At 73.3% G+C, this 12659-nt stretch carries 10 protein-coding genes and 1 pseudogene; 1 reads left to right on the top strand and 10 read right to left on the bottom strand.

From position 1 onward, the window contains the following. Positions 1-58 precede the first annotated feature (58 nt). The 9 genes from SM611_RS08070 to SM611_RS08030 all read right to left on the bottom strand — a co-directional run bounded on the left by SM611_RS08070 (position 59) and on the right by SM611_RS08030 (position 11055). The gene (locus SM611_RS08070; protein ID WP_371948440.1) at positions 59-793 is read right to left on the bottom strand and encodes a class I SAM-dependent methyltransferase; all 735 of its coding nucleotides are present in this window, start codon (positions 791-793) and stop codon (positions 59-61) included. A gap of 368 nt (positions 794-1161) precedes the next feature. Continuing rightward, on the bottom strand, positions 1162-2736 hold the full coding sequence (locus tag SM611_RS08065; RefSeq protein ID WP_371948439.1) for a SpoIIE family protein phosphatase: 1575 nt from the start codon (positions 2734-2736) through the stop codon (positions 1162-1164). Beyond that, positions 2726-4453, bottom strand: coding sequence for an ATP-binding protein (locus tag SM611_RS08060; protein WP_371948438.1), 1728 nt, complete (start codon positions 4451-4453; stop codon positions 2726-2728). Before SM611_RS08060 ends, SM611_RS08065 begins: the two co-directional genes overlap by 11 nt. Positions 4454-4457: 4 nt before the next feature. After that, positions 4458-5507, bottom strand: coding sequence for an ATP-binding protein (locus SM611_RS08055; RefSeq protein ID WP_371948437.1), 1050 nt, complete (start codon positions 5505-5507; stop codon positions 4458-4460). Beyond that, positions 5495-5902 carry an anti-sigma regulatory factor gene (locus tag SM611_RS08050; protein ID WP_371948435.1) on the bottom strand — a complete coding sequence of 136 codons (408 nt, stop codon included), beginning with the start codon at positions 5900-5902 and terminating at the stop codon, positions 5495-5497. Before SM611_RS08050 ends, SM611_RS08055 begins: the two co-directional genes overlap by 13 nt. Then, positions 5899-6285, bottom strand: coding sequence for an STAS domain-containing protein (locus tag SM611_RS08045; protein ID WP_371948434.1), 387 nt, complete (start codon positions 6283-6285; stop codon positions 5899-5901). Before SM611_RS08045 ends, SM611_RS08050 begins: the two co-directional genes overlap by 4 nt. Next, positions 6285-7097 carry an STAS domain-containing protein gene (locus tag SM611_RS08040; RefSeq protein WP_371948433.1) on the bottom strand — a complete coding sequence of 271 codons (813 nt, stop codon included), beginning with the start codon at positions 7095-7097 and terminating at the stop codon, positions 6285-6287. Before SM611_RS08040 ends, SM611_RS08045 begins: the two co-directional genes overlap by 1 nt. A 201-nt stretch (positions 7098-7298) precedes the next feature. Then, positions 7299-8237: a polysaccharide deacetylase family protein gene (locus tag SM611_RS08035; RefSeq protein ID WP_371948729.1), complete on the bottom strand. Its 939-nt coding sequence runs from the start codon at positions 8235-8237 to the stop codon at positions 7299-7301. A 49-nt stretch (positions 8238-8286) separates the two neighbouring features. Then, a complete protein-coding gene (locus tag SM611_RS08030; RefSeq protein ID WP_371948432.1) occupies positions 8287-11055 on the bottom strand; it encodes a helix-turn-helix transcriptional regulator in 2769 nt (922 codons plus the stop codon). Positions 11056-11402: 347 nt separating this feature from the next. On the opposite strand from SM611_RS08030, the pseudogene SM611_RS08025 reads away from it, so the two are divergent. After that, positions 11403-11918 (top strand): annotated as a pseudogene (locus SM611_RS08025) (SDR family NAD(P)-dependent oxidoreductase); the annotation flags it as partial. A gap of 160 nt (positions 11919-12078) precedes the next feature. On the opposite strand, the gene SM611_RS08020 reads toward SM611_RS08025, so the two are convergent. Further along, positions 12079-12507 carry a response regulator transcription factor gene (locus SM611_RS08020; RefSeq protein ID WP_371948431.1) on the bottom strand — a complete coding sequence of 143 codons (429 nt, stop codon included), beginning with the start codon at positions 12505-12507 and terminating at the stop codon, positions 12079-12081. Positions 12508-12659 lie beyond the last annotated feature (152 nt).

The following is a 12659-nucleotide window of genomic DNA, read 5'->3' as shown; positions in this document are numbered from 1 at the left end:
GAGGACGATCTCCCGGACGCCAGGTGACCAGGGGCCTGGATCGTGCCGGTAGGTGTGTTCAGGGGGTGGCCGGCTTGCGGGCGGTGAGCAGACGGGTCGGGACCCACGGACTGCCCCACCACGCGCGCCAGCCGAGGCCGCGCACGTGGATGTCCTGGGCGTTCAGCCGGGCCAGCACCGCGGCGTACTCGCGAGGGGTCCGCGCCAGGTCGGCGATCAGCAGGCGGCCGCCCGGCCGCAGCACCCGGTACGCCTCGACGATCGCTTGGGCGCGGGCGTCCGCGCCGAAGATGGTGTGCACCGTCAGGCTGGACACGACCAGGTCGAAGCTCGCCTCCGCGTACGGGAGCCTGCGCAAGTCACCCCCTTGCACACGGACGCGGTCGGCGACGCCTTCGGCGCGGGCGTTGCGCAGGGTCGCCGCCGGGGTGTTGCCGGACTGGTCCCGTCCGCGCCACAGGTCCACGCCGACCGCCCGGCCCCGCGGGAGGCGCCGGGCGGCGGCCAGCAGGACGGCGCCGCGTCCGCAGCCGAGGTCGAGCAGCCGTTCGTCGCCGCGCAGGTCCAGCTCGTCCAGCACGTCCCGCCAGACCAGGAACTTGCCGCGCAGCGTGGCGTGCAGGCTCAGGGCCAGGCATCCCGCCAGCAGGGTGCCGGAGACCAGCGCGGGCAGCGCGGCGGCCGGACCGGCGGTGACCGCCATCACCAGCCCGGTCACCCAGAACCCCAGCACGACCAAGCCCACGAAGCCGAACCCGTAGGGCGCATCCATCCCGTACCGCGCTCCAGGCATCCCGCCACTCTGCCACGAACCGGCCGCTCGGGGGCCGGCCTCGACGCACTGGTCGGTGGTGGCGAGCCCGCGAACCCAACCCCGACGACGCCCGCAGCTCCCTGCTCGCCCTGACCCCCGAGGGCCGCGCCGCGGTCGAGGCCGCCTTCGTCCCCTACGCTCAGCACGTTCGCGAGCACTACCTCGACCTGCTGACCCCCGAGGAACGCGACGTCCTCATCAAGGCCTCCGAACGCGTGGTGGCCAACCTCGACCCCATGGACACCGACGACGCCTGAACCGGAGCCCGGAGCGGACCTTGTCCACCGGCGTCGTGCGGGCGCCGCGCCGTCCACGTGCGCCCGGAGCGCAGGAGAGGCGCGGGCCGGTCAGGGGTCCCGGCGCAGGGCGATGAAGGCGACGTCGTCTTCGCGGGGGCCGAACTCGGAGATCACCCGGTCGCTGAACTCCTCCAGGTCGGCGTCCACGTCGGCCGCGATGGAGGCGAGCCGCTCCAGGTTGTCGGACAGCGGGATGCCCCGGTCCTCGATCAGGCCGTCGGTGATGAGGACGACGGTGCCGCCCGGCGGCACCACGGCCTCCTCGGTCCCGACGCTCTCGACGGGGAAGCCGAGCAGGATGCCGCCGCCCTTGCCGTAGCGGGCGCCGCCCTCGTCGATGTAGAGCGGCGCCAGGTGCCCGGCGTTGGCCACGTGCAGGACGCCCGTGCGGGGATCGAGCGTCATCAGGCACATGGTGGCGGTCTCGTTGTCGTGGTACCGCTGCAGGACCCGGCTGAGGAGCCCGAGGATGGTGACGGCGTCGTGGCCTTCGTCGGCGAAGGCGCGCAGCGCGTGGCGCATCTCGGCCATCACGGTCGCCGCGTGCAGCGAGTGCCCTTGGACGTCGCCGATGGCGATGAGCACATGGTCGCCCTGGTCCAGCACCTCGTAGAAGTCGCCGCCGACTTCGGCCTGGTCGCTGGCCGGTTCGTAGCGGACCGCGAACGTCCAGCCCGGGATGGCCGGGCGGGTGGCCGGGAGCAGGCTGCGCTGCAGGGTCAGCGAGATGAGCTGCTCCTCGGTGTAGGACCGCATCGCCTCCATCGCCAGGGCCAGCGTCTGCCCGAGCTGGCGGAGCAGGTGGGCGTCGTCCTCGTCCATCGCGTCGGGTGCCTGGATCGCGATGCAGATCGGCGGGCGGCCCGTCTTCACCAGCGACATCACGAGCACGACGTCGCCTTGGGCGGCGGTGTCCGGGAGCGCCGCCCGCCACTCGTCCGCGGGGATCCGCACGACCTCGGTGCCCGTGGTGTCCCGCAGACCGGTGCATCGCGCCATCCAGTCGAACACGCCAGGGGGGAAGTCCCGGTGCCAGGGGGTGCCGTCGAGGCTCACGGTCCGCCGGGCGCGCCGGTGCGGAGGCATGATGAACACCGCCGTGGGCGTTCCGAAGATCTCGAAGGCCCCGCACGCCGCGACCTCCGCGACCCGGTCGAAGCTCTCCGCCGCGTTGATGGCGAGCGACGTCCGGGTGAACGCGGCGAGCCGTTCGGCCATCCGCTCCGCCTTCTGGCGCGCCCGGTAGTAGCGGAGGACGGCGTCGACGGTGGCGAGGAACTCGCCGGGGTCGATCGGGTCGACCATGTAGGCGTCGGCACCCCGCCGCAGGCCGCGGGTGCGGTCGGTGACGTCGACCGCCGACGCCGAGATGTGGATGACGGGCAGCGAGGCGGTCGGCGGCGCCGCCTTGATCCGTTCGCACACCTCGATCCCGCTCATGTCCGGCAGGCGCACGTCCAGGATCACCAGGTCCACCTGGTGCGCGGCGAGCTGCTCCCACGTCTCCGCCGCCGTCGAGGCCTCCACGACGGTGTGCCCGGCGCGCCGCAGCCAGCTGCCGATGATGTAGCGCTTGGTGTCGATGTCGTCGACGACCAGGGTCGTGCATCGCTCAGCGGTCATCGGCGTCCCGCCTCTCACGTGCTCTGCGCGCCCGCTGCACGGCGTCGGCCAGCATGTCGGAGCCGAGGCTGTCCCTGGCGAGTTCGGCGTCGGCCCGCCGCGGTCGTGCTCCCCGCGCCGTCATGCGGTCGATCGAGGTGAGCAGGACCACGGCGGTGCCGTCCGGCAGCTCGTCCAGCAGGGGAACGTCGCCGGTGCCGCAGAGGCGGTCGTCCAGCAGGACCAGGTCCGGCGGAGCGGAGGCGACGGCCGCCGAGGCGGCCGGGACGCCGGAGGCTTCGCTGATCCGCGCCGCCGCGTCCTGGACGAGGCCGCGCAGTATCCGCCGGGCGGCCTCCTCGCCGTCGGCGATCAGGACGTGGCCCAGCGCGAGTTCCCGCAGGGGCCGGTGGCCGGGCAGCCGCAGGGTCACCGTGGTCCCCGCCCCCAGGACGCTCTCCAGCCGCAGATCGCCGCCGAGAAGGCCGGCGAGCCGCCGCGCGTACGGCAGCCCCAGCCCGGTCCCTCCCCGGGCGTTGCCCGGCACCTGGTAGAACTCCTCGAAGACCCGCTCCTGGTCCTGCGGGGCGATGCCGACCCCGGTGTCGGACACGCTGAACTCCACATGGCCGGACGAGGCGCCGACGGTGAGCCGGACCTCGCCCTCGGGGGTGAAGGTCAGCGCGTTGGCCAGGAGGTTCCGCAGGATCCGGGTCAGCATCACGTCGTCGGTGACCAGGACCGGCGGGGCGAGCCGGTCGTCCACGGTCAGCGTGAGCGCGGCCTCCTCGGCCATCGGCGCCAGCAGCGCCGCCAGCCGCGCGAGCAGGTCCGGGACCCCCACGGGGGCGGGACGCGGTTCGAGCTTCCCGCGCTCCGCCTTGGCCGTGTCCAGCAGCTCGTTGACCAGGGAGACCAGAGTGCCGCTGGTGTCGGCGATCAGGGAGATCTGGTGCCGCTGCTCGTCGGTCAGCGGGTCGGCGGCGGGGTCCAGCAGGAGCCGCGCCAGCCCGATGACGCCGTTCACCGGGGTCCGCAGCTCGTGGCTGATCGTGGCCCAGAACCTGTTCTTGGCCTCTCCCGCCTCGCGGAGCTGGTCGGACTTCTCCTCCAGCTCGGCGTACAGCGCCACGACCCCCCGGTTGGTCTTCTCCAGCTCCTCCGACAGCTCGTTGTAGAGGGCCACCACGCCGCGGTTGGTCTCCTCCAGCTCGTCGTTCAGGACGCGCAGTTCCTCGCGCTGCGACCGCACCTCCTCCAGGGCCTGCACGAGCTCGGCGTTCTGCGTGCGCAGCTCGTCCAGGACCGAGACGGGCGCCAAGCGCCCGAGCTCCCCGCGCAGTTCCGCCACGGCGGCCTCGGAGACCGGTTCCGCGGGGGCGGGCAGGTTCTTGCGGATCCTGACCATGAGGCGGCCGTCGCCGTCCTCCTCCTCCACCAGGTCCACCAGGCGGGCGGCGGCCGCGGTCCCCGGCGTGAACCGGTCCGCGCCGGGCCGCGGCCGGAAGCTGAGCTCGACCAGCAGGCCGGGGCCCGGTCCCTGATCGAGGAAGAAGGCGACCTGCACCCGGCCGGCGTGCGCGAACAGATCCCGGCCGACCTCGCTGAGGGCGGTGGCGACCCGCACCTGGTCCTGCGGATCCAGCCCGACGGCACCCGCGACCCGCCGGCCCGCCTGCCGGACGGCGAACACGCCCTCCTCGTCCGCGATCTCGATGCGCAGCAGATCGACGATCATCGTGTCACCGGCCGTCCCGCGGGGCCACCGCGACCACGCACCGGTCGTCGTGGCGGACCCCGGCGTCGCGCATCAGGGCCGCGGCGACCAGCAGCGGATCGTGGCCGGACGGGTCGGGCTGCAGGCCGGGGTCCCACCGGTCGGTGAGCCCGTCGGAGTGCAGCACCACGGCCGCCCCGGCGGGCAGGTCGTAGACGTGCTCGCGGAAGGTCCTGGCCTGCGCCCCGGCGATGCCCGGCACGGAGATCATGCCCTGCCGGCGGCCGGAGCCGACGATCCACGCGGCGACGTTGCCCAGCCCGGCGAAACGCACCTTCCGGGCCGCCGGGTCCACGGCCGCGACGGCGACCGCGCCGCCGCGGGTCGAGGAGAGGCGCCGATGGACGTGCCGCAGGATCTCCACCGGCCGGGCCGGCAGCACCATCCGCTCCACGGCCTCGACCGCCTCCCGCGAAGCCCGCGCGGCCAGCGGCCCGTGCCCGAGGCCGTCGCAGAGCATGGCGTAGACCACCCCGTCCTCGACCCGGGCGACGTAGGCGTCCCCGCACTCCGTCTCCCCGTCGATGGCCCTGGTCAGCCCGCAGTACGGCGGCTCGGGCGCGATGACGCCGCCGGGTTGGTGGAACCGGGCGAACATGACCGTGCCGTGGCCGGGCAGCGAATGCAGGCCGATGCGGTCGGCGAGCCGGTCGATCGCTCCCAGCCCGATGCCCAGCGTGCCGCTGGTGGAGCGGCCGTCCACCCTCGAACCGCGCACGTCCGCCATGCCCGGACCCCGGTCGATGCTGAGCAGCTCCAGCTCGGCGGACCCCCCGTTGCGGGCGATCCGCGCCATCATCTCCCCCTGCCGGGCGTGCTTGATCAGGTTGGTGGCCATCTCGGTCGCGGCCAGCTGGATCTGCCCGAGCCGCTCGCCGCCGAACCCGAGCCGCTCGGCGAGCACCGTCGCCCGCCGCCGTGCGCCCGCCGCGGCGCTCACCTCCTCGACCCGCATCCACACCGCGTCCCCCACCGGGGGGCCGCCCGCGGGGCCCGCGCCGCTCAGCGCGCCCACTTGACCACCGTGACGGTGGTGCCCTGCCCGACCTCTGTCTCCAGTTCGAACTCGTCGGCCAGCTTGCGCGCGCCCGACAGGCCCAGCCCGAGGCCGCTCCCGCTCGTCCAGCCGTCGGTGAGCGCGAGGTCCAGGTCGGCGATGCCCGGCCCCCGGTCGCGGAACGTGATCCGGATGCCCGCCCGCCCGCCGGCGCTGGTGACCTTCTCGATGTTCACCGAACCGCCGCCGCCGTAGACGAGGGTGTTGCGGGCCAGTTCACTCGCCGCGGTGACGATCTTCGTCTGGTCGACCAGGGACATGCCCGCCGCGGAGGCCGCGCCGCGCACCAGTTGCCGGACCCGCACCACGTCGTCGTTGGAGCGCAGCGGTGTCTCTTCCCCGGCGCTCGTCACCGTCCGTCCAAGGAGCCGGCGCCGATGGCCGGCAACGGCGCGCCCAGCAGCCGCATGCCCTGCTCCAGATCCAGGGCGGTGCGGATACCGCCCAGCGACAGGCCCAGCTCGACGAGCGTGATCGCCACGGCCGGGCGCATGCCCACCACCACCGTCTCGGCGTCCATCAGCCGCGACATCGCGGCGATGGTGGCGAACATCCGGCCGATGAAGGAGTCCACGATGTCGACCGCGGTGATGTCGATGATCACTCCGCGCGCCCTGGTCGCGACGATGCGCTCCGCGAGGTCCTCCTGCAGGGCCAGCACGGTCTGGTCCTGCAGGTCCACCTGGATGGACACCAGCAGAACCTCACCGATCTTGAGAATCGGCACCCGCTCCATCAGGCGAGCTCCCCGCCGTCGACGACACGGATGCCCTTGCGGTCCAGCGCGTACTCCAGCGCGTCGGCGAGCGTGGCCTTGGTGACGATGTCGCCGAACTCGATGCCCAGCGCCACGATCGTCTGCGCGATCTGCGGGCGGATGCCCGACACCACGCAGTGGGTGCCCATCAGGCGCGCGGCCATCACCGTCTTCAGCAGGTGCTGCGCGACCTCGGTGTCCACGGCGGGCACCCCGGTGATGTCGATGACCGCGTACTGCGAGCCGGTGTCGACCAGCATCTGCAGCAGCGTCTCCATCACCACCTGGGTCCGGGCGGAGTCCAGGGTCCCGACCAGGGGGACGCCGAGGACGCCGTCCCACAGCTTCACCACCGGCGTGGAGAGCTCCAGCAGCTGCTCGGCCTGGTCGGCGATCACCTGCTCGCGCGTGGCGGCGTAGGTCTCGAAGGTCAGCAGCCCCAGATCGTCGATGAACGACGAGAACCTGATGAACTCGCCGTAGACGGCGGCGTCCCCACCGGCCTCGACGCGCTCGTGCACGGCCTGCTTCAGGGAGAAGACGCTGATCGCGGTCTCCCTCGGGCTGAAGCCCTGCCGGGCCCGGTTGCGCGACATCTCGGCCAGGGCCGCGTGCAGCTCTCCCTCGCCCGATCCGTCTCCGTCACCGACGGCCGCTTCGACCAGCCCGTAGAGTTCGGTCAGCTCCGTACGGAGCTCGCGCTCGGTGATCCTGCCGCGGACGCCCTCGGTGGCCAGTTCGACCCAGCGGTCGAGCACGGCCTCCCGCTCCGACTCCAGCAGTCCGGCCACGTGCTCTACCAACTCACCATTCACCCAGGGCGCTCCCATCGCTGCTTCATCTGGATCATCTGGACTAAGCGGACTTGTGCACAGTACCTGCTAGTAGCGATGTTTGCTAAGCGGCAAGTATCCGCGGGCCCCGCACATGAACGCAGCGCATTCCATTGGTCGCGCCCCGATGTGGTAGGCGCCATGACCATGCGGCCTGGATCACAGAATCGACCGGATCGTCGCGCAGGCGAAAGTGACGCGGGCCGCCTCTGGCGTTATGAGTGCTGCGCCAGGACGTACTCGGCGATCTGGGCGTGGGTGGCGTACCAGACGCCCTGCTGCGCGTCGATGTGCTCCAGCAGCACGGTCATGCGGGAGCGGTGGCCGATGACCTGCGGGTGCATGGTGAGCTGGAAGAGCCCGCCCTCCTCCAGCGCGGCGTCGAACTCGTCGCGCCAGATCCCGGCCACGTCCCGCGGCGGCGGGCACGCCCGCAGCGTGCCGCCGAACTCCAGCAGCAGGTAGGGCACGTCGTCCCTGATCCACTCGACCGGGATCTCCACGACGCCGGTCGGCTCGCCGTCGGCCAGCAGCTCGTACGGCTCGTCGTCGGCCATGAGGGACGAGTCGTAGAGCAGGCCCAGCTCGCGCGTTATGGCCAGGGTGTGGTCGGAGAAGTCCCACGCCGGAGTGCGGATGCCCGACCGGGCGGGTGCCCGCCAGCCTCTCCAGCGTGTCGGCGGACCGCAGGGCCAGGTCGCGCTCATCGGCCGGATCCAGCGTCGTGTTGCTCTCGTGGATCCAGCCGTGCATGCCGATCTCGTGGCCGGCGGCGACGTAGTCGCGCACCTCCTCCGGGTGCAGCAGCGCCGAGACCGCCGGCACGAAGAACGAGGCCGGGACGCCGAAGCGCTCCAGGAGGCGAAGCACCCGTCGGGCGCCGACGCGGGAGCCGTACTCGCCCTGCGCGAGTGCGCCGGGCCCGGTCTCGCCGACGCGCAGGAAGCTCGTCTCATGGTCGCAGTCGAAGGAGAGCGCGACCGCGACGCGGGCGCCTCCCGGCCAGGACGCGGGATGCAGGGAGCGACCGGCGCGGACGCGCGCCACGTGACCGCGCCAGGTCCGCTCGAGCCACTGCCAGGGCTGTGGCTCGGTCATGTGAGGTTCTCCGTTCCGGAGGGACGGGACAGGGTCCGGGCAGTGCGGGTCACGCGCGGTCGCGGCCCGAGTCGGGCAGCGCCTCCGCGAGCTGCTGGCGCGAGGAGATGGAGAGTTTGGCGAACACCTTGCCCAGGTGGTACTCGACGGTGCGCGGGCTGAGGAAGAGCTGGGCTCCGATCTCCGGGTTCGACAGGCCCTCCCGAGCGAGGCGGGCGATCTGGCCCTCCTGGGGGGTCAGGCCGCTGCCGGGCGCGCCCTCGGCGCGCTTGCGGACGGTCTCGCCGGTGGCCATGAGCTCGCGTTGCGCCCGCTGGGCGAAATCCGCGGCGCCGAAACCGTCCAGCATCTCGTAGGCGGTGCGCAGGTGCTCGCGCGCGTCAAGGCGCCGGTTCTGGCGGCGCAGCCATTCGCCGTACACCAGATGGGTGCGGGCGACGTAGACGGCGACGCTGCTGCGCCGGAGACGCTCGATGGCCTCGCGGTACAGCGCTTCGGCCTCCTCGCCGTCGGACAGCAGCGCCTTCGACCGGGCGAGAACGCCGAGGGCCCAGTCGGTGCCGGCGGCGTCGCACCGTTCTTCAAGCCGCCGCAGCGCGCTCGCGGCCGCTCCGGGCGCGCGGCTGTAGGCGGCCGCCTCGACCAGTTCGATGAGGGCGAACCCGGTGGCCCCCAGATCCTCGTGCGCGCAGGCCCGTTCCGCGTAGTCCAGGGCCTCCTGGTACCGGCCGAGGGCGTTGTGCACCAACGCGCCCATGTAGAGGCACTGGCTGACCGCCCGCCCCTCGCCCCAGGTGCCCGCCGCCGCGGCGGCGGCCTCTATCAGCGCGGGCGCGTCGGGCCCTCCGCGCCAGGCCCGCAGCAGGGTGATGGCGAAGCCGAAGTAGGAATTGCCGGTCACCTTCAAGATCGCGTCGGACTCCTCGACCAGCGTGGCCGCCGCGTCGAACTGGCCCGCGTAGACGTGGACGGCGGCGCGGTAGGTGAGGGCCTGGGGGAGGAAGTGGAGCGCTCCCGCCTCACGCGCCGCCTGGACCGCGTACTCGGCCAGCTCCCGCAGGGTTCCGTCGTCCCACAGGTCCGCGGCCACCGGGTAGGTCAGCCAGAGCCAGCGCATGTTGTCGTCGGGGTTGCCGCGGGCCTCCTGCCGGAACTCCCGCAGGATGCTCTTCAGCCGCGGCGCACCCTGGCCGAGGCCCTCGGTGAACCGTGCCACCAGCCCGTCGAGCAGCGCGTCGACCGGCCTCGCCGGCGAGGGCCCGGCGGGCGCGGTGCGGGCGGCCTCCGCCACCGTCCGCAGAAGGCCGGGCGGGCCCTGCCTGCCGGCGAAGACGGCCGACCCCAGGGCGTCGATATAGGCCTCGCGCGCCTGTCCCGCGTCGACGCCGGCCAGCCGGCCGGCCGCCTCCAGCAGCGCCTCCAGGGCCTCACCGCCGCGCTTGCGCGCGAGGATGACCTGGGCCCGCAGCCAGGCCACCTGCGCGCCCTGCAGTTCCGTCAACGGGCCCAGCTCCGCTGAGACGAGCAGCTCCAGCGCCATGTCCGGGGCGCCGGCGTCGAAGGCGGCCTGCGCGGCGGCCAGCGCCCGCGCCCCGCGCCTGGCCGGATCGGGCGTCAGATCCGTCGCGCGCCGCAGGAACGCCGCCGCCGCCGCGATGCCGCCGCGCACCTGGGCCCGGCCGGCCAGCCGCTCCAGCTCGCCGGCCACGGACTCGTCGGCCTCCAGCGCCGCGTGCGCGCGATGCCAGGCCCGGCGCTCGGGGTCCGATACGGGATCGGTCGCCTCCGCCAGCGCGCCGTGCGCCTCCCGCCGCTCCGCCGAGGACGCGGCCGAGTACACCGCCGACCGCACCAGCGGATGCCGGAACCGCAGCCACGTCCCGATCTCCAGCAGCCCATCGGCCTCAGCGGGCCGCACCGCGGTGGCCGGGACCCCGAGATGCTCGGCCGCGCAGCGGATCAGCTCGGGGTCGCCGGTCGGCTCGGCCGCCGCGACCAGCATGAACGACCGGGTCTCGGCGGGCAGCTCGACCAGCCGCCGGCGGAAGCCCTCCTCGACCCGCGCCGGGACCGCCTGGGCCTCCACCAGCCCGAATCCGCCCGCCAGCTGCGCGGGGCTCAGCCCGCGCGGCAGTTCCATCAGTGCCAGCGGGTTCCCGTCCGTCTCGGCCAGGATCCGGTCCCTGATCCGTTCGTCCAGCGGAAAGCGGACCACCGAGCGCAGCAGCGCCTGCGCGTCCCGCTTGGCGAGACCGCGCACCTCCAGATCCCCCAGTCCGTGGAAGTGGCTGCCCGGCTCGCGTGCCGCGAAGATCAGCCCCACCGGCTCGGCCAGCAGCCGCCGGGCGACGAACGCCAGCACCTGGGCGGACGACTGGTCCAGCCACTGCGCGTCGTCGATCACGCAGAGCAGGGCGCGTTCCTCCGCCGCGTCCGCCAGCAGGGTCAGCACGGCCAGCCCGATCATGAACCGGTCGGGCGCGTCTCCCCCGCGCAGCCCGAACGCGACCGCGAGCGCGTCGCGCTGCGGGCCGGGCAGCGTGTCGATCCGGTCCAGCAGCGGCGCGAGCAGAAGGTGCAGGCCGGCGAACGCCAGCTCCATCTCCGACTCCGCCACCACGGTGCGGACCACCCGCATGTCGGCCGCCCGCCCCACGGTGTGATGGAGCAGGGCCGACTTGCCCACGCCCGCCTCTCCGCGGAGCACCAGGGCGCGCCCGCGCCCGGAGCGCACATCCCCCAGCAGACCGTCCAGCTCGGCACGTTCTCGATGCCGGTCCAGCAGCGGCGTGCGCCCGGACAGAGTCCCCGTCCCCATGCCCCTTCGAAGCTCCCGTTCAGCGCCAATCCGCCGGCGCGGCCAAGTCAGCAGCCATCGGGCGCTTCGCCAGGATGCCATTTCCGTCTGACCTGGATCAAGACCCGCCCGATGGCCCCCAACTGTATCGATATGAGGGTTCTCGTCCCCGCCGCGACCCCGCCGGCGGCGCGCACCGGTCGCCCTCCGGCAGGCCGCTGTGCGACGGCGCTCGTCGGGAGATCGGCTTCCGTGCGGGGACGCCGGCCACGGTCATACACTCCGCGGAAGGAAGCGTATGAGCAACGTATTGGCCGGGAAGGTCGTCCTCGTCACCGGAGCATCGTCAGGCATCGGGGGAGGCCACCGCGCTGGCCCTCTCGGAGGCGGGGGCGAGCGTCGCCGCCGGGGCCCGGCGGACCGGCCGTTTGGAGGCGCTGGCGCGCAAGGCGCCCGGCAAGGTGCTGCCTCTGGAACTGGACGTGGCCGACCCGGAGGCGGTGCGAGCGTCGGTCGCCGCGACCGTCGAGCGGTTCGGCGCCCTCGACGTCCTCGTGAACAACGCCGGGGTGATGCTCAGCGGCCCCATCGACGGTGCGGACACCGCGGAATGGACGCGCATGGTCGAGACCAACCTGCTCGGGTCGATGCACATGGTCCACTCGGCGTTGCCGCACCTGCTCGAGAGCAAGGGAACCGTGGTGCAGGTCTCCTCGTCCTCGGGACGGATCGCGTCGGCCAACAGCGGTGTCTACGCCGCGACGAAGTTCGGCATCGCGGCCTTTTCCGAGTCGCTGCGGCAGGAGGTCACCACCCGGGGGGTGCGGGTCGTGGTCGTCGAGCCGGGTTTCGTCGACACCGAACTGGCCGACCAGATCCCTTAGGCGGGCCGCACCGGCCCCGGGTACGAGGGGTGTGGTGTCCCAGGCACGCCGGAATGCCGGAACCGTTTCGAGAGAACGGTTCCGGCATTCCGGCGTCCGGTCCGTCAGTCGAAGGTGCCGCCGCACTCCAGGTAGACGCGGGCGAGTTCCACACGCGAATTCACGCCGAGTTTGCGGAAACATGCATGACGTGCGTGCCGACCGTGGCGGGCGACAGGAAGAGCCTTTCGGCGGCCTGGCGGTTGGTCGCCCCCTCGGCCACGAGTGAGGCGACCCGCTGCTCGGCGGGGGTGAGCGCTTCGCGGCCCTGCGCCGTTCCGCGTCGGTTCGCCCGCGGCCGGTGTCCGGCGGCGTCCAGCCTGCGCCGCACCCTTGCCGCCTCGTTCCCGGCGCCCGTTCGCGTGTAGAGGCTCTCGGCCCGGGTGAGGTGACCGACGCCGGCGTCGCGGTCGGACGCGAGGAGCAGTCTGCCGGCGTCCTCCAAGGCGGAGGCCAGCGGCAGAGGGCGGGATCCTCCCGCGAGGATTCCGGCGGCTCGGAGGATCGCCCGCGCGTCGCCGTCCAGCAGACCGCGTGCGTGCGCCGCCATCGCGGCGAAGAACGGTACGCCGGGATTGAGGGCGGCCCTGCGCTCGGCCTCGGCGACCGCGGCGGAGGCGGCCTCGGCCCGGCCGCCGCGCGACGCCGTCCGGACGAACCACGGATCATCCGCCCGCGCCGTGCCGAACCGCGAAGGGACAC

Origin of the sequence: Actinomadura monticuli (assembly GCF_041463655.1) — a bacterium.
GTDB lineage: Bacteria > Actinomycetota > Actinomycetes > Streptosporangiales > Streptosporangiaceae > Spirillospora > Spirillospora monticuli.
This window is presented reverse-complemented; position numbering and strand designations above follow the sequence as displayed.

Excerpts from the sequence above, each read along its gene's own strand:
- SM611_RS08065 (WP_371948439.1), bottom strand. The coding sequence starts at position 2,736 with ATGACCGCTGAGCGATGCACGACCCTGGTCGTCGACGACATCGACACC.
- SM611_RS08035 (WP_371948729.1), bottom strand. The coding sequence starts at position 8,237 with ATGACCGAGCCACAGCCCTGGCAGTGGCTCGAGCGGACCTGGCGCGGT.
- SM611_RS08045 (WP_371948434.1), bottom strand. The coding sequence starts at position 6,285 with ATGGAGCGGGTGCCGATTCTCAAGATCGGTGAGGTTCTGCTGGTGTCC.
- SM611_RS08070 (WP_371948440.1), bottom strand. The coding sequence starts at position 793 with ATGCCTGGAGCGCGGTACGGGATGGATGCGCCCTACGGGTTCGGCTTC.
- SM611_RS08060 (WP_371948438.1), bottom strand. The coding sequence starts at position 4,453 with ATGATCGTCGATCTGCTGCGCATCGAGATCGCGGACGAGGAGGGCGTG.
- SM611_RS08020 (WP_371948431.1), bottom strand. The coding sequence starts at position 12,507 with ATGGCGGCGCACGCACGCGGTCTGCTGGACGGCGACGCGCGGGCGATC.
- SM611_RS08030 (WP_371948432.1), bottom strand. The coding sequence starts at position 11,055 with ATGGGGACGGGGACTCTGTCCGGGCGCACGCCGCTGCTGGACCGGCAT.